Origin of the sequence: Chelativorans alearensis (assembly GCF_010993735.1) — a bacterium.
In the GTDB taxonomy this organism is placed as follows: Bacteria; Pseudomonadota; Alphaproteobacteria; order Rhizobiales; family Rhizobiaceae; genus Chelativorans; species Chelativorans alearense.
Map to the genome: position 1 here is coordinate 224,618 of NZ_WQNI01000010.1, position 18,783 is coordinate 243,400.

At 63.1% G+C, this 18,783-nt stretch carries 21 protein-coding genes; 2 read left to right on the top strand and 19 right to left on the bottom strand.

The window, feature by feature from the left end; all coding sequences use genetic code 11:
- The first annotated feature begins 6 nt into the window (after window positions 1-6).
- Window positions 7-684 carry an aspartate/glutamate racemase family protein gene (locus GPJ75_RS17010; protein WP_163269522.1) on the top strand — a complete coding sequence of 226 codons (678 nt, stop codon included), beginning with the start codon at window positions 7-9 and terminating at the stop codon, window positions 682-684.
- Here GPJ75_RS17010 and GPJ75_RS17015 read toward each other — a convergent pair.
- Window positions 635-1,261, bottom strand: coding sequence for an amidase family protein (locus GPJ75_RS17015; protein ID WP_163269523.1), 627 nt, complete (start codon window positions 1,259-1,261; stop codon window positions 635-637). The two genes, GPJ75_RS17010 and GPJ75_RS17015, sit on opposite strands and share 50 nt — an antisense overlap.
- Window positions 1,179-1,718, bottom strand: a complete 540-nt coding sequence (locus GPJ75_RS27610; RefSeq protein ID WP_281354819.1) for an amidase family protein — start codon at window positions 1,716-1,718, stop codon at window positions 1,179-1,181. Before GPJ75_RS27610 ends, GPJ75_RS17015 begins: the two co-directional genes overlap by 83 nt.
- 123 nt (window positions 1,719-1,841) lie before the next feature.
- Between GPJ75_RS27610 and GPJ75_RS17025 the strand changes: the two genes are divergently transcribed.
- Window positions 1,842-2,495: a GntR family transcriptional regulator gene (locus GPJ75_RS17025; protein ID WP_163269525.1), complete on the top strand. Its 654-nt coding sequence runs from the start codon at window positions 1,842-1,844 to the stop codon at window positions 2,493-2,495.
- Between the two features lie 111 nt (window positions 2,496-2,606).
- Here the strand turns inward: GPJ75_RS17025 and GPJ75_RS17030 are convergent, their stop codons facing one another.
- From GPJ75_RS17030 to GPJ75_RS17110, 17 genes are all read right to left on the bottom strand, one after another.
- The gene (locus tag GPJ75_RS17030; protein ID WP_163269526.1) at window positions 2,607-4,193 is read right to left on the bottom strand and encodes a gamma-glutamyltransferase family protein; all 1,587 of its coding nucleotides are present in this window, start codon (window positions 4,191-4,193) and stop codon (window positions 2,607-2,609) included.
- Window positions 4,194-4,198: 5 nt separating this feature from the next.
- Complete coding sequence (locus tag GPJ75_RS17035; protein ID WP_163269527.1) at window positions 4,199-5,524, bottom strand: TRAP transporter large permease; 1,326 nt, start codon at window positions 5,522-5,524, stop codon at window positions 4,199-4,201.
- Window positions 5,525-5,528: 4 nt separating this feature from the next.
- The gene (locus GPJ75_RS17040; protein WP_163269528.1) at window positions 5,529-6,074 is read right to left on the bottom strand and encodes a TRAP transporter small permease subunit; all 546 of its coding nucleotides are present in this window, start codon (window positions 6,072-6,074) and stop codon (window positions 5,529-5,531) included.
- 5 nt (window positions 6,075-6,079) lie between these two features.
- Window positions 6,080-7,162: a TRAP transporter substrate-binding protein gene (locus GPJ75_RS17045; protein ID WP_163269529.1), complete on the bottom strand. Its 1,083-nt coding sequence runs from the start codon at window positions 7,160-7,162 to the stop codon at window positions 6,080-6,082.
- A gap of 393 nt (window positions 7,163-7,555) precedes the next feature.
- On the bottom strand, window positions 7,556-8,311 hold the full coding sequence (locus GPJ75_RS17050) for a Crp/Fnr family transcriptional regulator (RefSeq protein WP_163269530.1): 756 nt from the start codon (window positions 8,309-8,311) through the stop codon (window positions 7,556-7,558).
- On the bottom strand, window positions 8,311-8,976 hold the full coding sequence (locus tag GPJ75_RS17055; RefSeq protein WP_246249102.1) for a c-type cytochrome: 666 nt from the start codon (window positions 8,974-8,976) through the stop codon (window positions 8,311-8,313). The genes GPJ75_RS17050 and GPJ75_RS17055 overlap by 1 nt, the downstream gene beginning before the upstream one ends.
- Window positions 8,977-8,991: 15 nt before the next feature.
- Entirely contained in the window at window positions 8,992-9,510 is a 519-nt protein-coding gene (locus GPJ75_RS17060) for a copper chaperone PCu(A)C (protein ID WP_163269531.1), read from the bottom strand.
- A 16-nt stretch (window positions 9,511-9,526) separates the two neighbouring features.
- Entirely contained in the window at window positions 9,527-10,126 is a 600-nt protein-coding gene (locus tag GPJ75_RS17065) for an SCO family protein (protein ID WP_163269532.1), read from the bottom strand.
- A gap of 1 nt (window position 10,127) precedes the next feature.
- Window positions 10,128-10,982 carry an ABC transporter ATP-binding protein gene (locus GPJ75_RS17070; RefSeq protein ID WP_163269533.1) on the bottom strand — a complete coding sequence of 285 codons (855 nt, stop codon included), beginning with the start codon at window positions 10,980-10,982 and terminating at the stop codon, window positions 10,128-10,130.
- Window positions 10,983-10,992: 10 nt separating this feature from the next.
- Window positions 10,993-11,682 (bottom strand): hypothetical protein, encoded by a 690-nt coding sequence (locus GPJ75_RS17075; RefSeq protein WP_163269534.1) that lies wholly within the window; start codon window positions 11,680-11,682, stop codon window positions 10,993-10,995.
- Window positions 11,682-12,464 carry an ABC transporter permease gene (locus GPJ75_RS17080; RefSeq protein ID WP_246249103.1) on the bottom strand — a complete coding sequence of 261 codons (783 nt, stop codon included), beginning with the start codon at window positions 12,462-12,464 and terminating at the stop codon, window positions 11,682-11,684. The genes GPJ75_RS17075 and GPJ75_RS17080 overlap by 1 nt, the downstream gene beginning before the upstream one ends.
- A gap of 222 nt (window positions 12,465-12,686) precedes the next feature.
- Window positions 12,687-14,057 (bottom strand): ABC transporter substrate-binding protein, encoded by a 1,371-nt coding sequence (locus tag GPJ75_RS17085; RefSeq protein ID WP_163269536.1) that lies wholly within the window; start codon window positions 14,055-14,057, stop codon window positions 12,687-12,689.
- A 347-nt stretch (window positions 14,058-14,404) separates the two neighbouring features.
- Window positions 14,405-14,911 carry a TlpA disulfide reductase family protein gene (locus tag GPJ75_RS17090; RefSeq protein ID WP_205602564.1) on the bottom strand — a complete coding sequence of 169 codons (507 nt, stop codon included), beginning with the start codon at window positions 14,909-14,911 and terminating at the stop codon, window positions 14,405-14,407.
- A gap of 20 nt (window positions 14,912-14,931) precedes the next feature.
- Complete coding sequence (locus tag GPJ75_RS17095) at window positions 14,932-15,714, bottom strand: GntR family transcriptional regulator (RefSeq protein ID WP_246249104.1); 783 nt, start codon at window positions 15,712-15,714, stop codon at window positions 14,932-14,934.
- Window positions 15,715-15,788: 74 nt separating this feature from the next.
- Window positions 15,789-16,745: a HEAT repeat domain-containing protein gene (locus tag GPJ75_RS17100; protein WP_163269538.1), complete on the bottom strand. Its 957-nt coding sequence runs from the start codon at window positions 16,743-16,745 to the stop codon at window positions 15,789-15,791.
- Window positions 16,746-16,752: 7 nt separating this feature from the next.
- Window positions 16,753-16,986, bottom strand: coding sequence for a 4Fe-4S dicluster domain-containing protein (locus tag GPJ75_RS17105; RefSeq protein ID WP_163269539.1), 234 nt, complete (start codon window positions 16,984-16,986; stop codon window positions 16,753-16,755).
- Window positions 16,987-17,010: 24 nt separating this feature from the next.
- Complete coding sequence (locus tag GPJ75_RS17110; protein WP_163269540.1) at window positions 17,011-18,747, bottom strand: fumarate reductase/succinate dehydrogenase flavoprotein subunit; 1,737 nt, start codon at window positions 18,745-18,747, stop codon at window positions 17,011-17,013.
- Window positions 18,748-18,783: the final 36 nt, after the last annotated feature.

Here is an 18,783-nt window from a genome sequence, read left to right on the forward strand (position 1 = left end):
CGCCGAATGAGCGTGCTTCTCGTCAATCCCAACACCAACAGTTCGACAACCGCAGCAATGGTCGAGATCGCGCTTTCCGCGGGAACCGGCCTGGACTTCGCCGGTCGCACCGCGCCTTTCGGTGTATCCATGATCACTGTACCGGAAGCGCTTGCCACCGGCGCCAGGGCGGTCTTGACGCTGCTCGAGGAAGCGTTCGCGCGGCGGGAACCTTTGGAAGGCGTCATCATCGCGGCCTTCGGAGACCCTGGGCTCGACGAGGCGCGGCGGCGCCTCACTGTGCCGGTCTGCGGGATCGGCGAGGCCAGCTTCCATGAGGCCGCCGCCGGTGGCCGGCGTTTCGCCGTGGCGACGACGACACCCGCACTGGAAGATGCGATTGCCGCCCGGGTGGCGCGGGCGGGCCTTGCTGCGCAGTTCGCCGGCACGGTTTTCACGGAGGCGGATCCCGTTTTGGCCGTCGCCGAAGAGGCACGCCTGATCGTACTTCTGAAGGTGGCGGTAGAGCGCGCCGCGCGCTCAGGCGCCGAGGCCGTCATTATTGGTGGCGGCCCTCTGGCAAGGGCGGCGGTTCAATTGCACGGAGTTTCCGCCATCCCCATCATCGAGCCGGTTCCCGCCGCGGCAAGGCGCATCAGCTCTCTGATTGGCGAGCGTGCATCAGGCGCGCCGCTGCCGCAATGAGCGAACGGTCCGACCCGCGCGGCCCGATCAGCGAGACGCCGAAAGGCGCATCATCGACCCGACCGGCGGGCAGCACGAGCTGCGGCGGACCGGCCAGGCCGGCAACGCACAGGAGTTTCATTGCCTCGTGCCGGTAGCCGTTGAAGACGGCATCGGGTGCATCCAGGCGGAATGGTGCATCGTGGACCGCCGGTGCAAGCAGGACGCCGTCAGTGCCGAGAAGTGTGTCCAGTTTCCGCCGCAGCCTTTGACGGAATCTGTCGGCGGCGGCTTCTTTTTCCGCCGTCATGGCACGCGCATAGGCGTAGCGCTGGTCGAGCCCGCGCGCCAGCGGGATGCGGGCCGCCGTCATCCAGGGCACGACCGAGCGGTTGCAGTCCGCCGACTGGATGTCGCGGAATGCCTCGTAGAGCGCATCCGCGCCGCCCTTGGGATAGACGGTAGCGGATTCGGTACCCAGATGTGCAAAGGCGGCGTCGAATACGGCTCTCGGCTCAGGCGCCAGCCTTTCGGCCATGTCCAGGGCCAGCAGAAGGCGCGGCTCTTCCGGCAGTACGGCTGTGTCCTCTCCGAACATCACCGCGCCCCGCTTCCATGGTGGCCGCATCGCGGGCAAAGAAGCCGCAAGTGTCGAGGCTGGCGGCAAGCTCCATGCAGCCTTTGAGGGGGATGCGGCCATGGGTCGGCCGCAGGCCCCAGATGCCGCAGAAGCTGGCCGGTGCGCGCACCGACCCGCCCGTGTCCGTGCCGATGCCGATATCCGCGATGCCGGCGGCAACGGCGGACCCGGAAGACGAGCCGCCCGGGATCCGGTCTGGCGCGGCGGGGTTCACCGGCGTGCCGAAATGCGGGTTCATGCCGTAGAGCGACCAGGCCAGTTCGTCCGTATGCGTCTTGCCGACGAAGCGGGCGCCGGCGTCGAACACGCGCTGGATGGCGGGAGTCGTCGGGTGCCATTGCTGTGAGCAATTGGTACGGGCTTTACGGCATGGGGCTGCTGCCTTGAACTCCGATATATCCCTTGCGGCTGACATAACCCGTGGTTTCCGTGATGCTCGCCGTGTATACAGTTCGCCAGCAAAGGGACTGTACGGAATACAAAGTTGCATGGTGACGGCGCGGGCGGAAGTGATGATGGCGGGTTCGCGGGGCATCGCATGAGCGGACATGTGAGAACGGTCCACAGCGAATTTATCGCCGCCCAGCTGGAGCGCGAGATCATCGACCAGCTTTGGCCCGTGGGAGCGAAGCTTGACGAAAGCGCGCTTGCCAAACGCTTTGGTGTATCGCGCACGCCGATACGCGAAGCCTTGCATATTGTCGTCTCGCGTTCGCTGGCGCAGCGTGTTCCCTACAAGGGTGTCGTGGTCGTCGATGTCGGGCGCGAGCGCATCGACCAGATGTTCGAGGCCATGGGCGAAATCGAGGCGACCTGCGGGCGGTTGGCCGCCACGCGTATGACTATGTCGGAGCGAACTGAACTGGAAATGCTGCACCAGCAGATGAGGCGCATGGCCGAACTCGGCGATTTCCGGAGCTACGACGAGGTGAACACGAAGTTCCACGCGGCCATCTATGCCGGGACGCATAACGCAGATCTGATGGAAATCGCCGAGATGATGCGGTTGAAGCTGGCGCCGTTCCGAAGCTCGCAGCTTCGGCAGGCCGAGCGTGTCGGCCGCTCTGATGCTGAGCATGAGACGATCATCTCTGCGATACTGGATCGCAACGCCAAGGAAGCCGAGCGTGCTTTGCGGCGACACTTGACGAGCGCCGCAAAGGCAGTGCTCACCGGCCGCTCAAAAGCCTGACGACGCAACGCTCGTTTCCTCACGTCGATCTAGGCGTCCCATACCGGCCGTAAGGGCAATGATTTCGGTGGTCGTCAATGCAGTGTACAATGGCTTTTGTCCCGGTAACGGCTAATAGGCGAGCGCCGCGCCGTCGGAACGCGGGTCGCTTGCCGCTTCCATCAGGCCGCTTTCGTGGAGGACGACGGCGCCGGCGTGGCCGGCAAGGTCCGAATATGGTTCGATGAGCTCCACTTCATTGCCGGCAGCCTTGAGCGCGGAAACCAGCGAGGGGTCGAACCGGCTTTCGAGCTTGAGGGTCGTGGTGGTGTCTCCCCATGTTTTCCCGAGCAGCCAGCGCGGCATGGAGATTGCCTGCTGCAGATCCTGTTTGAACCGGGCATAGCGGGTGAAGACAGCGGCCTGCGTCTGCGGCTGCCCTTCGCCACCCATCGTGCCGTAGGCCATCACCCGCCCGTCGGCGAGCCTCGCCAGCGCCGGGTTCAGCGTGTGGAAGGGGCGCTTACCGGGCGCAAGCTGGTTCGGTCCCGGCTTGAGCGAGAATCCAGCGCCCCGGTTCTGAAAAACGACACCCGTGGCAGGGCACGTGAAGCCGGAGCCGAACTCCCAGAACACGCTTTGGATGAAGCTCACGACCATGGCCTCGCGGTCCACGGCTCCCATCCAGACCGTGTCGCCGTCCTTCGGCGGGTGAGGCCAGGGGAGGGCTTTTCGGCGGTCGATCCTTGCCGCGAGGTCATCGAGCCGGTTCGCCGCCAGCCAGGCGGCCGCCGGCTCCTCCATGGTGTCGGGATCGCCAAGCGTGCTGTTGCGGATGAGAAAAGCCTGCTTCGTGGCCTCGACGAGGCCGTGAACATGGTCGAACCCCTCGCCCTGTGTGACGTCGAGCCTGTCGAAGAGCGCCAGGATCATCAAAGACGAGATTCCCTGCGTGGGCGGGGTCATATTGTACAGAACGCCGTCGGACGTCGTGGCAGACAGCGGCTCGACCGTCTCAGCCGTGAACTGGGCGAAGTCGCCGAAACGCAGCGGGCTGCCATGCTCCTCAAGGAAGAGGGCATGCTCGGCGGCGATGTCGCCACGATAGAACGCCTCAATCCCTTCTGAGGCGAGAGTCTCCAGCGTCCGCCCCAGCGCGGCCTGCCGCAGCCTGTAACCGGCTTCAGGCGGATTGCCATCCACGAGAAAGGCGTCCGCGAAACCTGGCACGCCGGCGAGCGATTCCAGCTTGTCGCGCGTGCAGCCGGACTGGTTGCCGGTGACGGCCGTCCCCCCGCGCGCATAGCCGACGGCTGCGGACAAGAGGTCGGCAAGGGGAATGCGCCGGGCTTGTGGAACCATATCGAGCGCACGCTGCCAGCCACTCAGCGTGCCGGGCACTGTCAGGGCGGCCCCGGCCCCCCGAGGCGGAATTGTATGGGTATGGCCGCGATGCGCATACCAGTCGGCGGTTGCAAGTTCTGCCGCACGCCCGCAGCCCGATATGCCGACCGGCGCTTCGCCGGCGCGTTGGATGATCCAGAAGCCGTCGCCGCCGATGCCGTTCATATGCGGATAGACGACCGCCACCGCCGCCGCCGCGGCGACCATCGCCTCGATCGCCGTTCCGCCGCTTTCGAGAATGTCCCGGCCGGCGAGCGCCGCAGCGCGATGAGGGGCGGAAATGCTGCCGTTGTAGCCCAGTGCGGTGTGAATCATGCAATTTACCAGCCGATAGCCTCCGGCAGCCAGAGCGCCAGAGAGGGAAAGGAGTATACGAGGACGAGAGTTGCGGCCTGGAGGCCGATGAATGGAACGACGCCGCGGTATATGTCGCTTGTCCTGACCTCCGCCGGCGCCACGCCCTTGAGGAAGAACAGGGCCCAGCCGAAAGGTGGCGTCAGGAAGGATGTCTGCAGATTGACCGCCACCAGAATGGCGATCCATGCCATGTCGACGCCCGACTGGGAGAAGATCGGCAGGAAAAGCGGCAGGGCAATGTAGGAAATCTCGATCCATTCGAGGAAGAAGCCGAGCACGAAGATCAGGAGCATAAGGAAGAGGATCTGGCCGTCGAGGCCGCCTGGCACAAGCGCGAAGGCATCTTGCACGAGACGCTCGCCGCCCAGGCCCCGAAAGGCGAGCGCGAATGGTTGGGAGAAGATAAGAATGAGAAATACCATGGCGCTCGTCGCAAAGCTCGATCGCACGACATCGCGCATGGTCGTAAAGTCGAGGCGGCCTGCGAGGAGCGCCAGGACGATGCTGCCGAGTGCACCCATGGAAGCGGCCTCGGTCGGAGCGGCGACACCTCCGATGATGGAGCCCAACACCAGGAAGATGAGGGCAAGGGGCGGAAAGACGACCCTGAGAAGCTTGCCCGCAAGCGCACGACCCGACACCAGATCGCGCTCCTGCTTGGGGATGGCCGGCATCGTGTCCGGGGAAACGAAGCCTAGCACCAGAACATAGGCGATGAAGATCAGCGCGAGGATGAGGCCTGGAACGAGGGCGGCGGCAAAGAGTGTGCCGACCGACTCGCCCATGATGTCTGCAAGCAGGATCAGGACCAGGCTTGGCGGGATGATCTGCCCCAGCGTGCCGGAAGCGCAGATGACGCCGCTCGCGATACCACGGTCGTAGCCGCGGTTGACGATCGGCCCGAGCGCGATGAGGCCGAGCGTGACCACCGTGGCGCCGACGACGCCGGAGGCCGCCCCCATCAGCACACCGACCAGGATGATGGCCAGTGCCATGCCGCCGCGCAACCCGCCCATGGCAAGACCGATCACTTCGAGCAGGTCTTCGGCGATCTTCGATTTCTCAAGCATCAGCCCCATGAAGATGAAAAGCGGCAGGGCAAGAAGCGTGTAGTTGGTCACCACACCGAAGACGCGGGCCGGCAGAAGGCCGAACAGGCTCGTACCGAAGCCCAAATAGCCAAAGACGAAGCCCGTCATACCAAGGCAGACAGCGACCGGAATGCCCGCGAGGAGCATGACGAAGAATGCGCCGATCATACACAGCGCCAGAAGCTCTGTATAAGGCATCAGGCTATTCCGATTCGACCGAGGAGGCGGGGGCTTCGTCGGTGGGGATCGCGAGCAGACCGGCAATGTGCTTCAGGAAAAGGGCCGCAGCCTGTAGTGAAAGCAGCATGAAAGCCACTGGCAGAGCGGCCTTGAGGATGTAGCGATAGGCAAGGCCGCCAGGATCGGGCGATCCCTCGTTGATGGAAAAACTCTGCTCGACATATCCGATCGACAGCCAGGCGAGCGCCAGCGCCGAAAGCGCCAAGAGGAGCGCCGAGAGCGTGTCGATGATGCCTTTTGTCCGCGCGTCGAACCGGTCGTAGAATACATCCACGCGCACCTCGCTGCCCTGGTTGAGCCCGTAAGCCATGCCGAACAGCGCGCCGACCGCCATCAGGTGCCATTCCATTTCCTGCATCGCCACACTGCTAAGTCCGAACAGATAGCGGCCAAGCACGTTGCCGGCGACGACCAGCACGAGCGCCAGCCCGCTCCAGGCTGCAAAATGCCCTACCACCCGGACGGCGCGCGTGGCGCCGTCCGCTGCATTGGTCAAAACCGCACGCATGGGTATCAGGCTTTCAGGTCGTAAAGCGGCTTCTCGGCGATCGCGGTCCAGCTGTCGTGTTCCGCCTTGAAGGCCATGAAGGCGTCGTGGACCTTGCGGACGGCAGGGTCCGAAGCGGCGACCTCTTCAAGTGCTGTCGCCGTCGCGGCCTTGAGGGCGGCGACCACCTCCGGCGGCAGGACATTGGCCTGAACGCCGAAATTGTCGACCAGATCCTTCAGCGCCGCGGCATTGTTGGCTTCGCACCAGGCATAGCTTTCCAGGTTGCAGGCCATGGCGGCGGTCTGGACGATGGCCTGCAGGTCGGCCGGCAGGCTTTCCCAGGCGGTCTTATTGATCAGCAGCTCGGTGACATTGCAGGGCTCATGCCAGCCGGTGGTGTAGTAGTATTTGGCCGCGTTCTGCAGGCCAAGGCGGCGGTCTTGGTAGGGGCCGACGAATTCGGCGGCGTCGATGACGCCGCGCTCGAGCGCAGGGAAGATCTCGCCGCCGGGCAAAAGCTTCACATCGACACCGAGCGTGGCGTAGACCTTGCCGGCCAGTCCCGGAATGCGCATCTTCAGTCCCCGGAAGTCCTCGATCGATGTAATGGGCTCGCGGAACCAGCCGGTCATCTGCACGCCCGTATTGCCGATCGGCAGTGCCTTCAGGCCGAGGGATGTGTAGAGTTCATCCCACAATTCCATGCCGCCGCCATGGTAGAGCCATGCGTTCTGGCCCTGGAAATTCATGCCGAAGGGAACAGTGGTGAAATACTGTGCGGCCGGCAGGCGGCCGGCCCAGAAATAGGCGTTGGCAGAGTTCATCTCCACTGTGCCGTTGCGCACGGCGTCAAAGCCCTCGAGCGCGGGGATCAGTTCGCCAGCGGCGAAGTGCTGGATCCTGAGCCGGCCGCCGGACATGGCCTCGACCTTCTTGCAGAAATCGGTCGGGCTGCCCGGGCCTTCCACATAGAAGGGCGATCCGGGTCCATAGGCATTGGTCATCTTCCAGTTGAAGCTCGTCTGCGCCCGCGCAACTGATGGGGCGGCGATCGGTGCCGTTATGGTCGCAGCGGCTGCTGCCGTGAGGAAATTGCGACGTTTCACTGTGTCTCTCCATGGCTTCGGGAGGATTCGGGCTGGCGGGGACGGCCGCAAGAAACCTACAAGCAACAGCCATGCCAGGAGATCAATGTATTGAATTCATTGAATAATATGAGTACCGCGTTCTATATAATTGTATACAAAGTAGCTATTTTAGGCAAAGCATGAATACAAAATAGGCAGCCGCCATATGCCGATGATGTGCCGCCCCCTTTGGTGGATCGTGGCGAGCAGCGTTCTCGGCTTCCAGGCAGAGGGCAGGTCAACCCGACTCCATCCTCGGATTCCAAATCGTCTCATCGCGAGCTGTGATATGTCGCCGGCAAGTTTACGATTGATCGGCTTATGCGTGTTCTGAACCATCTCGACCGCAACGTCGCGGTCGAGTGGCATACCTCACGCTCCCCCGATCAATCCATGCAGCATATCGTATTGCTCTATGACAATGCGCTGGCGGCTGACAGAGATGATCCCCCGCTTCTGGAGCTTGTCGAGCGTCATCGTCACCCATTGTCGCGTCGCGCCAACGATGTTGGCCAGTTCGTCGTGAGTGATCTTCCTGTCGATATGGAGCCGGTTTCCATCTCTGCGCCCATAGGTATCGGCGAAGATTATCAGGAGATAGGCAAGCCTTTCGACGACCGAGCGCGTGCCCAGCATTTGCACGAGGGCCGAATAGCACTTGCCCTTGGCCACCAGACCGTCGATCAGGCAGATCGCGAATTGCGGCATGGTTTCCACCAGACGGCGGATATTCGTGCCGGTCAGGAAAAGAAGCCGTGCATCCTCCTGCACATCGGCCGACCAGATATGGGCACCGCCGCCGAAGACTTCCGGCCCGCCGACGAAATGGCCGGAGGTCCAGATGGCGAGCGTGATCTCGCGGCCCGAGGGGCCGACATAGAAGGTGCGCACGATGCCGCTTTCGATGAGCCAGATGCCGTTGTGTGTGTCCCCCTGGAAGAAGATGCCCTCGCCGCGCCGGGCGGTGCGCGTCGTGCCGGCCGCGCGCAACCGGGTGATCTCGGCGGGGTCCAGCCGGTCGAGGAAACTGGCGCCCTCGTCGAGATCCAGCTGCACCTCGCTCAGATAGACTGCGGACCTGCGATCGTCATCGTTGCCGCGCGTATCGGACGGATTTTCCATCAGCATCACTCGAAATCCCCATTTGGCCGTTCGGTCGCCGCCAGATAATCCGCAAGGGCCTCGCGCTCGGCCGGCTCAAGGCTCTCGGCCAAGGCCTGCATTACCCCGCCAGGATCGTTGCTGCGCGCTCCGCTCGCGAAATCGGAAAGCTGCTTGAGGAGATAGTCCCGGTGCTGTGCCTCGAGCCACGGCACATCGGCCGCGCTAGCTAAAGGGCCGTGACAGTCGATGCAGGCGCGCAAGCCTGCCCGGCCGAGCAGGAATAGGTCTCTGCCTTGCGCGAAGCGGGGGCCCTCCTCCAGCACTGGCGGCGGTGGTGGCTGTTTGGCAAAATATGCGGCGATCTTCGGTAGGGCCTCCGGCTCGATCTCCATCGTGACGGTCCCCATCTGCCCGCCGTCGTTGTGGCGCAGGCCATCTCGGAAATCGCGGAACTGCTTTTCTATGTAGGCTGTGCTCTGATGGGCGAGATGCGGGAAGCGCGGCACAGGGCTCACGCCCTGCAGGCCATGGCACAGGCCGCAAAGCTCCCATGGCTCCATGCCGTCCGTATCCAGCATGTCGGCTCCCGCGATGCCGGTGCACAGGCACAGAACCAGAAGCGCCTTCGCAAGACTGCTTGCCCAGGACTTCAGGCGGTCCGGTTGCTGTGGCGGTCGGGCGGTCTGCATCGGCGTTGTGCCTTCTCAGGATTTCGGCATCGCTGCTCGGTGGCGGTGATTTTCGTGCTGGCCGTCCGCCTCATGAACTAGCGCTTCGAAGGAAAGGCTCGTCCCATCCGCGAAGAGGAGGCGGACCGGCAGCGTCTTGTTCTCCTGGTGCTCGGGCCCGGCGCCAGTCAGCATCAGATGCAGTTCTTGCGGGCGGAACGAGGCGCTTTGGCCGGGCGGCACCGTTAGCTGTTCCACGGGGGTCATGCGGGTCAGCCCGCTGGCTGTTGTCGTCTCGTGAATGACGCCGCGCCTGAAGCCGGGACTCTCGGCGCCGATAATGACGAGGGGAGCGGTGCCGCCGTTGACCAGCTCGAAATAGACGGCCCGGGTATCCACGCCTGGAACGCCGCGCGGGGACCATGCCTGCCTGACCTTGACCGGCGCGGCAACGCTGGCAGGGTGGGCGCCATGGTCGTGCGCGGCAGCGGGACGCAGAGGCATGGCAGAGGCCGTGAGGGCTGCCATAAGTATTGTCCAGAACGGAAGCTTCATTGTCGCGTCTCCCGGCTCAGTTGATGCCTTCCATCCCGCGCAACAGCAGATGGAGGTAGTTGGCGGTGCCCTGCGGATGGAAGGGCGGGGTGATCTTGGCCTTCACCGCGCCCGCGGGATTGACCACGGCGACAGCGGCGCTGTGCACCACGTCATAGGCATCGTCGTCGTCGCTTTTCTTCTCCAGTCGGTAATAGGCGTCCAGGCCGTGGGCGAGACGAGCGATCTCGCCGGGCTCGCCTGTGATACCGATGAAGGAAAGGTCGAAATGCGCCACGTAGTCGGCCAACACCGGCCGGTCACGAGCCGGGTCCACGGCGAGGAAGACGATCTGCGGCAGCCGCTCGGGCGGCACCAGCATCGACAGCTGGCTTCTCACCGCTTCCAGATTGGCGAGCGTGAACGGACACACATCCGGGCAGTGGGTAAAGCCCAGGAAGACCAGCGACCACTGGCCCACGAGATCCTCGAGCGTGAAGGGCTCGCCCCTGTGGTCGGTGAGTTGGAAATCCCCGAGCTGCGAGGGTTCGTCGAGTATGACACCCTTCACGTCCTGCGCCAGGGCCGGCGCCGCGACCAGGAGGGTGAGCGCCAGACAGAAGGACCGTATCGCCATGTCAGCGATCTTGCTCTTCGAAAGCCTTCAGGCTCTCGGATCGGATTTGCTCTAGGCACTCTTTCTTGATCTCCATGAAATCCGGCGAGGTTGCCATGTCCAGCACGCGCGGCCGGGGGAGCGGCACAGCGAGATCAGCGATGATGGAGCCGGGGCTGGCGCTCATCACCAGAACGCGGTCGGCGAGGAAAATCGCTTCGTCGACGTCGTGCGTCACGAACACGACCGTTGTGCCGAACTCGCTCCAGATCTTCAGAAGGTTTTCCTGCATCATCAGGCGTGTCTGAGCATCGAGCGCGCCGAATGGCTCGTCCATCAGGAGCACGCTCGGATAGTTGGCGAGCGCCCGGGCTATGCCGACACGCTGCTGCATGCCGCCGGAGAGCTCGGTCGGATATTTGTCGGCGAACCTAGTGAGGCCGACCATTTCCAGGAAGGTGTTGGCGATCGAGCTGCACTCAGCATAGCCGCGGCCGGCCACCTTGGGGCCGAAGGCTATGTTGTCGCGGATGGTCTTCCACGGAAATAGCGAATATTGCTGGAAGACCATGCCGCGCTCGGGACCCGGCTCCTTCACCGCCTCACCATCGACCTGGATCGAGCCCGTGCTCGGCATGATATAGCCGGCGATGGAGTTGAGCAGGGTCGACTTCCCACATCCAGAGGGACCCAGGAGACAGACGAACTGGCCCGGTGGGATATCGAGTGAGGTCTCCCTCACGGCCTGATGGGCATCCGCGCCGTGCCCGAAGCGGACGGTCACACCCTTGATCTGAATGTGGCCGCGCCCGCCACTCTTGCCGCCGAAGCGCTTTGCCTTGCTGCGTGTTTCAAGCGATACGACTTGGACATTCATGCTCGATACCTCATGAAGCGTATGGATCGCCGAGGGCGAGGCCATTCACCCCGCGCGGCGCCGATGTCTTGCGTGGAGCCGTTGCGACAACGACGGCTATTGCCAGGAGGACGAAGCCCGCCGCTGCAAGCCATGGACCGGCGGGCTCCAGCCAGAGCGCGGTGGGTACGCCGAGCCCCAGCATGGTAAGGCCGACAACCCAGGAAGGCTCCGCGCAGGCCCCGACCCAGTGCATGCTGGCTGACGTAAACGCGCCCAGCAGCACACCGGCTGCGGCGAGGCCGGCAGAGGTGCATCGTTGGCCCGGGGCGGCCGTGAAGCGTCGATCCAAGAGTAGGACAGAAACCGTGGCGGCCATGGCGCCGAGCACCAGGACCGCGAGCGCCTTGGACGGCATGACGCTGAATGCCCATTCGGCGATGCCGAGGCCGAAATCGCGGTTCATGTAGCCCGTCTCCAAGAGCCACTCGTCGGCGGCGATGGAAAGGCTGTCGGAAAGCGATGGCGTGGATGAAAAGATGATCCAGACATTCTTCGGCCAATTATAGCCGGCCCAATAGTTCGGGAGATGGCCGAACGCAAAGATGAGCGCGGCGAGCTGGACTGCATGGTGGAGAAGCACGAAACCGAACGCGATCCCCACCCACAGTCCACGCCGGGCCGAGGCGGCCTTGAGCGCAGTCACCGTCCGGCCCTCCATTACCGGGCTCTCCTCTGCCAGCCAAGGAAGGGCCGCATGAAGAGCCTGACCGCATAGGTGGAGAGCGTCCCGAGCCCACCGATGATCAGCATGCCGACGACGATGTCGGGATAGTTGATGAGGGAGTAGGCGTTCCAGGTGAAATAGCCGATGCCATACTGGCCGGAGATGATCTCGCCGGCTAGCAGCGAGAACCAACTAACGCCCATGCCGATGGCAAGCCCGGCTGCGATACTGGGCAGCGCGGCCGGCAGGATGACGTGCCACAATATCTGCAAGCGCGTGGCGCCCAATGACCTTGCCGCACGCACCAGAACCTCCGGCGTCTGCTCTACCCCATGCAATGTGTTGAGTACGACCGGGAAAAGGGCACCGAGGAAGGTGATGTAGATGATCGAGGACTCTTCGGTCGGCCACATCAGGATGGCAAGTGGAATCCAGGCTACGGCAGGGATTGGGCGCAGAACCTCGATATAGGGGTAGATGGCGGCGCGGGCGATGCGCGAGCGCGCCATGGCGACGCCGACGGTGATGCCGAGGCCGGCGGCCAACAGATAGCCCGTCACAATGCGCTGCATGGAAACGCCGATATGGATGTAGAAATCCTGCGTCGACAGGTGTCCGAGGAAGGATTTGCCCACCTGGACCGGCGAGGGCGTGTTCTCAAAATCGATGTAGAAATTGAATTTGTAGAGCGTGGCGAGATGCCAGAGCACCAAGCCGGCAAGAAGGGCGCCCAGGCTGACTGTGAAGCTCGGGCCGTGGCTTTGAAGCAGGCCCAAGGCATGTGTAGCGAGGCTTGGGAGAGATCGCCGGGGCCCGCCTGCTTCGAACGGGGCAGACGGCACGGCGCGGGCCTCACCCGCGCTTATTTCGGCGGTCTCTAGTATCTCCAATTCGCTGGCGCGGGCTTTTACTGACATGGCGCTTCTGTTCCCCTGTGATGAATCGGCGTTGTGCTGTCGGGGAACACCGGCCGGGGCCGGCATTCCGGGCCTCCTCGGTCATTCGGTCGGAGCAAAGGTGGCCACGGCCGCTGCCATGTCGATTACTTCGCCGCCCGCTTCCGCCGCATAGGCGTCGGCTTCCGGCTTGCGCAGGAAGGTTTCGTAGCCGCCATCCGGGGTGTGTACGAAGAAGGCGGTCTTGCCGAAAAGCTTCAGTCCCGTCTCCTTGTCGTAGACATAGGTGGCATTGAGCTTGGCGCCGGTGGCCTCGAGTTCGGCGACCGCCTTCAGGAATTCGGGCAAGGTGCCGAACGTCGAGATGCCGTCGCGGGCATGCCATATCTCGTTGGGTAGCCCGGAATTGGCGGCCACGGGATCGACCAACGACGCCTTGTCCGCCGCATAATCGTGGCCCATCTCGGCGTAGGCTGCTTTCACGAAGTCCTCGGTGATCCAGGCTTCGAAATCGAGCGGCGGGATTGCCTGCTCGTGCGCCAGGACCGTGTGGTCGAATTTCAACGCCTCAACCCACTCGTCCTTGATGGTCGGGTCGAGCGTCAGGTGACCGCCCTTGGAGAAGTAGATGTAGAGCACCTCCTTCTCGACGCCGGTCCATTTCTCCATCTGCTCGACAGCTTTCATGGGGTCGGCCTTGATCCAGGCTCCGGCATCGATGATCGCCTTCACGAAGGCGGTGACGACCTCTGGATATTCCTTGGCGAAGTCCTCGCGGACAACGACGCCATGGAGATAGGGAACGCCGGCCTCGCTGCCGTCATAGATCTTGCGGCCAGTGCCGCGGAACTCCATCAGCTCCGACCACGGGCAGAAATCAGCATGGGCATCGATCTTGCCGGCGGCGATGTTCGCCGCGCCGACGGCGGGGCTCTGGTTCTTGAGCGAGACTTGCTCCACACCGATATCGGAATCCTGCAACGCCTTCAGAAGCATGCCCCAGGCGGCCGAGCCGACCGGGGTGGAGACCGCCTTGCCCTTGAGATCGTCGAAGCTGTAGATGTCCGATGCGACGGGGACGACCACCGCGTTTCCGCTGCCCTTCAGATTGTAGCCGGTTCCGGCCACGTAGAGGGTGCGCAGGGACTCCGTCTCCTGGAACTTGGCGCCATTGACGATCAGCGGATAGTCGCCCATCACGCCGATATTCAGCTTGTTGGCGAGCATCTGGTTGGTGATCGGCCCGCCGGAGGTATAGTCGCTCCAGCTAATGTTGTAGGTCACGTCGGCATAGTCGCCGCCCGTGGGGAGGTGCTTTTCCAGAAGTTCAAGTTCCTTGACGACGATGCCGGCCATATAGGTGTCGGTGCACATGCTCTGGTGCCCGATGGCTATGTCAATCGTCTTTGCATAAGCCGGAACCGAGACTGTCAGTGCGAGCCCGAGTCCGAGTAAAAGCGAACGGTATTTCATTGGCTGCTCCTCAGTGCCTGTTTGTCTTAGGCCGTCATAAGCAAAGCAATTCCTGTGCCAATTCTGTGGGTGCGAGTTGATGGTCTTCGTAACCCACTGATATATAAAAGATAACGGACTGTTGCAGCGCAACATGCGGTGGCTCCAAGAAAGGGCTGCCGCGAAATTGGAGCCTACGGGGGATGCAGATGCTTTCCGAATCAACAGGAAGAACGGGAAAGAAATAATACAAGTTCAGCCATTCGACCTGTGGACAGCCGCATAGATGATCGGCAAAACAACAGGAGCAATGGCAGGTTTCATGCGTCCTGTTCTTTAATTATCGTGATTTTCGTCTGGCTGCGGGATCAGGAAGCGCCGAGGTCCAGGAGTTGGGCGCGGACAGCGGGGCTATCCCATTCGAGGCTGCCCATGACTGCGTATGTGACCTGGCCGGCGGGATCGAGAACGTAGCTGACCGGCAGCCCGCGAACATGCCAGGCAGAAGCGAGCTTGCTTGCCTGGTCGGTGAGGATCGGCAGCCCGCTATGATCGACCCGGTCGAGGAAATTGCCGATGCGTTCCGGCCCGTCGCCGAGATTGACGGCTAGGATTGCAAAGCGGTCGGCTGGGAGGCTGCGGCTGAGCCGGGCCAGTGACGGCATTTCCTTGCGGCACGGCGGACACCACGCCGCCCAGAACGCGACCACGAGCACTTTGCCCTGATAGTCGGCCAGGCGGTGGAGATTTCCGGCGAGATCGGGAATGTCGAGCTCGGGCCCGGCGAGCGGTGAGGGAGCCGGCACCAGGGCCGTGGCGGTAGCGGGCCGCGGGATGGCGAGATGGCATGCGGCTGCTGCGGCGAGCCGGAGCATCTGCCTTCTGCCGACGCGGCCTACCATCGCGGTACCCGCAGCTTGAACCTGTGGGCATCGGCGCGGCCGAAAAGATATTCGAAGTCGATCGGACGGCATCGGGAATCGTAGGTCAAGCGCTCGATGCGGATCAGCGTTTCATCGGCGTCGAGTCCAAGCTGGTCGCGCACCGCCTGCTCGGGCACCACGACATCCATCACGATATCCGCAAAACCGATCTCGACCCGCAGCGAGGTCTCGATCAGCTTGAATATATCTACCTTGGCAAGGTCGAGGCCGAGAAGCGGTTCGCCGATATCCAGAGGAAAGAAACTGATATCCATCGACATCGCCAAATTTGCCGCGATCCGCAGGCGCTCGATCCTAATTACTGGCGCGCCGCGCTCCAGCTGCAGTGCCTGGGCCACCTCCGGCGGCGCCTTCACCTGGCTTGTGCCCAGCACCTGCGAGCGAGCCGCAACGCCAAGTGGAGCCATGATCTCGCCGAAGCCTTGCAGGCGCCCTAGATCCTGGATCGCTGTCAGGTTCCGCACCAAATGGCCCTTGCCCTGATGGCCGTCCACGAGTTGGGCCTCGCTCAAGAGGTCGAGTGCCATGCGGACGGTGACGCGGCTTACGCCGAAGCGCTTCGCCAGTTCGCTCTCGCTCGGCAGACAGGAGCCGGGCGAATACTCGCCCGAAAGGATGCCGTGCATCAGCTCATCCTTGATCTTTCTGTATTTGGGAACCCGGTTGACCTGTTGCGCCGCGGGGCGGCGAGGCACCTTCGGCGGTGCCGGCTCTGTGCCCATCAACAGTGCCATTGCCAATGCTCCTTCCTGGGTAGGCTCCGCTACCTGGGTCGAACAAAATAAAACGATTGCCGGCCGGGGACTTCTCAGCCGGCGATGCGGCTTAGAGCCCACCGCACATTCTTGCGAACTTCCGGATCAGGATCATCGACGAGCTTTTCGAGATAGACAAGTGCGGCGCTGTCGGCGATCTCGCCGAGGGCCGCGGCCGCCTCCTTGCGAAGATTGCCGATCTGGTGATCAAGCGCGGCTGCTATCACATGGACGGCCTTCACCGCCTTCAGTTGACCAAGGCTACGCACGGCCTTCAGCCGGACCTGCCAATAGGAATCGTCGAGCAGGGCCATGAGCGGATCGGCTGCCTTGCGAAAGCCGGACCTGCCGAGCACCTCGGCTGCCGTTTCGCGCACGGCCCAGTCCTCGTCCCGCAGGGCGCCGACAAGCGCATCGGCGACATGGGGCGAGGCGGAAAAGGCGAGGGCGCCGACAGCCGTGCGTCTGACCTCGGCAGAGATGTCGCGGCAGCAGCCGATCAGCGCCGGCAGCGCCTCGTCGGGTTTCAGGTAGCCGACCACACCAATTGCTTGAACACGAACGCCCGGTTCAGGATCGCCCAGGGCCTTCAGGCCGCACGTCAGCGCATTCGGGCTGCGCAATTCCTTGAGGCCGCGCAGCGCTCCGGCGCGCACGAACGCGCTGTCATGCCGCGTGAGCGGCAGGATCTGCGTCGCCGCTTGTGGGTCCTTCAACTCGGCCAAGCTGTCGGCCGCCGCCTGCGCGACGCGCTGGTCGCCGTCCTGAAGGCCGAGGCCAAGGGCAGCAGCGGCTTCAGGGCCATCAAACTCACCAAGCGCGATGGCGGCCTGCAACCGCACTTCCGCGCTTTCGTCCCTGAGCGCGCTGCCGATATACTCTATGGCCTCGGGCGCGGCGGTGTCGGCCAGTTCCATCACCGCGACGCGGCGGACGGCCGGATCGTTATCCGCCAGCCCGGCCGCCAGATCCTCGACGTCGCTGAAATCCTCGAACGGTTGAAGCACCATGTCGACCTCACTTCAGCAGGTAGGGAATGTTGACGGTGACGGCGCCGGTCGGGCAGTCCGCCTCGCAGGGCATGCAGTACCAGCACTCGTCATACTTCATGTAGGCCTTACCGGTGAGGTCGCTGATCCTCAGGACATCGAGCGGACAGACATCGACGCAGACCGTGCAGCCCTTGTCGGCGATACATTTGTCCTCGTCGACGACGACGGGCACGGATGTGGCTGTATTGGCTAGCGGCATCGTTTCGGGCTCCCGGGCGGCGCGTCAGGCCTGTGCCTGGATACGCTGGTTGTAGTAGGCATCCTTCTCGTCGTCGGCGATTGGGATGATGTAGGGCTGGATCGGATGCTTCTCGCAGGCCATCGCGCCGTCCTGCTTGGACAGGAGAACGTGGCACTTCCATTGCTCCTCGTTGCGTTCGGGATGGTCCACTCGCCAGTGGTAGAGGCCCCAGCGGCTTTCCTGGCGGAAGAGCGAGGCAAATGCCGCCATGTCGGCGCAGTCCAGGATGCTTGCAACCTCGGTCGCGCGCATCAGTTCGTGTGCGTCGCGGGCGATCATGGCGTTCTGCATGTCTTCGCGCACCTCTGCCAGCCGTGACTGGCAGATCTCGTATTTCTTTGTCACCTTGGGCGGCTGCAGATAGTCGTTCACGAGGCGGCGGATCTTGTATTCGATCTGGTTGGGCGGAATGCCGTCCTCGCGCCTGGTAGGCGCCAGCACCCGTTCCTGTTCGGCGGCGATGGCTTCGCCGTCATAGTCTTCGAAATCCACCTGCGCCGCGAAATCGATTGCATCCTCGCCGGCGACGGCGCCGTTGGTGAAGGCGCCAAGCATGTAGTTGTGCGGCACGCTCGCCATGTCGCCGGCGGCATAGAGGCCGGGGATGGTCGTGCGAGCGAATTCGTCGACATAGACCCCGGATGCGGAGTGGCCGGAGCAGAAGCCGATCTCGGAGATGTGCATCTCGATCATGTCGCGGGCATATCGCGTGCCGCGCCCATCGTGGAAGCGACCGCGGGTCGGGCGTTCCACCGTATGCAGGATCTGCTCGATATGGTTCGCGGTGTCCTCGTGCAAATGATTAAGCTTGAGGTAGACCGGACCCTTGCCCGACGTGAGCTCATTGTAGAATTCCTGCATCATCTGACCGGACCAGTAGTCGCATTCGATAAAGCGCTCGTTCTGGCTGTTGGCCGTGTAGCCACCGAAGGGGCCGGCGACATAGGCGCAGGCAGGACCGTTATAGTCCTTGATCAGCGGGTTGATCTGAAAGCACTCGAGATTGGCGAGCTTGGCGCCGGCGTGATAGGCCATGGCATAGCCCTCGCCGGAATTGGCGGCATTCTCGTAGGTGCCGAAAAGATAGCCGGAGGTCGGTAGGCCAAGCCGCCCGGCCGCACCCATGCACATGATGACGGCCTTGGCTTTGATGACCAGGAACTCGCCGCTTCGCGTGTTCACTGCGATGGCACCGGCCGCGCGCCCGCTCTTGCCGGTCAGGAGCCGGGTGGCCATGAAGCGATTGGAGATGAGCACACGCATGCGCCGCAACTGGCGGTAAAGCGCCTTCTTGACGGTTTCGCCGTTCGGCATCGGCAGGACGTAGGCCCCCATGTGGTGGACCTTCTTCACGTCATATTCGCCGTTCTCGTCCTTCTGGAACCGGATGCCGAACTGGTCGAGCTCCTGGATAATGCCGTAGCAGTTCTGGGCATATTTATAAACGGCGGCCTGATCGCAGATGCCGTCATTGGCGATGGTGATCTCCTTTGTGTACTGCTCAGGCGTCGAATGGCCGGGAATGACGGCGTTGTTCAGCCCATCCATGCCCATGGAGATGGCGCCCGAGCGCTTCACATTGGCCTTTTCCAGAAGGATGACCGTGGCGTCCGGGTTCTTCTTCCTGGCCTTGTAGGCCGCCATCGGCCCGGCGGTGCCGCCGCCGATGATGAGGACATCGCATTCCACTTCGGACAGGCCCGATCGGATATCATCCATTCCCGTTCTCCTGAAGAATAGGCTTCTGCGAGGAGG

What these genes read in the sequence shown, in the direction of transcription:
- GPJ75_RS17035 (WP_163269527.1), bottom strand. Translation starts at nt 5,524, where the DNA reads ATGCCTTATACAGAGCTTCTGGCGCTGTGTATGATCGGCGCATTCTTC.
- GPJ75_RS17050 (WP_163269530.1), bottom strand. Translation starts at nt 8,311, where the DNA reads ATGCTGATGGAAAATCCGTCCGATACGCGCGGCAACGATGACGATCGC.
- GPJ75_RS17010 (WP_163269522.1), top strand. Translation starts at nt 7, where the DNA reads ATGAGCGTGCTTCTCGTCAATCCCAACACCAACAGTTCGACAACCGCA.
- GPJ75_RS17055 (WP_246249102.1), bottom strand. Translation starts at nt 8,976, where the DNA reads ATGCAGACCGCCCGACCGCCACAGCAACCGGACCGCCTGAAGTCCTGG.
- GPJ75_RS27610 (WP_281354819.1), bottom strand. Translation starts at nt 1,718, where the DNA reads ATGTCAGCCGCAAGGGATATATCGGAGTTCAAGGCAGCAGCCCCATGC.
- GPJ75_RS17105 (WP_163269539.1), bottom strand. Translation starts at nt 16,986, where the DNA reads ATGCCGCTAGCCAATACAGCCACATCCGTGCCCGTCGTCGTCGACGAG.
- GPJ75_RS17070 (WP_163269533.1), bottom strand. Translation starts at nt 10,982, where the DNA reads ATGAATGTCCAAGTCGTATCGCTTGAAACACGCAGCAAGGCAAAGCGC.
- GPJ75_RS17040 (WP_163269528.1), bottom strand. Translation starts at nt 6,074, where the DNA reads ATGCGTGCGGTTTTGACCAATGCAGCGGACGGCGCCACGCGCGCCGTC.
- GPJ75_RS17100 (WP_163269538.1), bottom strand. Translation starts at nt 16,745, where the DNA reads ATGGTGCTTCAACCGTTCGAGGATTTCAGCGACGTCGAGGATCTGGCG.
- GPJ75_RS17030 (WP_163269526.1), bottom strand. Translation starts at nt 4,193, where the DNA reads ATGATTCACACCGCACTGGGCTACAACGGCAGCATTTCCGCCCCTCAT.
- GPJ75_RS17085 (WP_163269536.1), bottom strand. Translation starts at nt 14,057, where the DNA reads ATGAAATACCGTTCGCTTTTACTCGGACTCGGGCTCGCACTGACAGTC.
- GPJ75_RS17075 (WP_163269534.1), bottom strand. Translation starts at nt 11,682, where the DNA reads ATGGAGGGCCGGACGGTGACTGCGCTCAAGGCCGCCTCGGCCCGGCGT.
- GPJ75_RS17065 (WP_163269532.1), bottom strand. Translation starts at nt 10,126, where the DNA reads ATGGCGATACGGTCCTTCTGTCTGGCGCTCACCCTCCTGGTCGCGGCG.
- GPJ75_RS17095 (WP_246249104.1), bottom strand. Translation starts at nt 15,714, where the DNA reads ATGGCACTGTTGATGGGCACAGAGCCGGCACCGCCGAAGGTGCCTCGC.
- GPJ75_RS17060 (WP_163269531.1), bottom strand. Translation starts at nt 9,510, where the DNA reads ATGAAGCTTCCGTTCTGGACAATACTTATGGCAGCCCTCACGGCCTCT.
- GPJ75_RS17110 (WP_163269540.1), bottom strand. Translation starts at nt 18,747, where the DNA reads ATGGATGATATCCGATCGGGCCTGTCCGAAGTGGAATGCGATGTCCTC.
- GPJ75_RS17090 (WP_205602564.1), bottom strand. Translation starts at nt 14,911, where the DNA reads ATGCTCCGGCTCGCCGCAGCAGCCGCATGCCATCTCGCCATCCCGCGG.
- GPJ75_RS17015 (WP_163269523.1), bottom strand. Translation starts at nt 1,261, where the DNA reads ATGTTCGGAGAGGACACAGCCGTACTGCCGGAAGAGCCGCGCCTTCTG.
- GPJ75_RS17025 (WP_163269525.1), top strand. Translation starts at nt 1,842, where the DNA reads ATGAGCGGACATGTGAGAACGGTCCACAGCGAATTTATCGCCGCCCAG.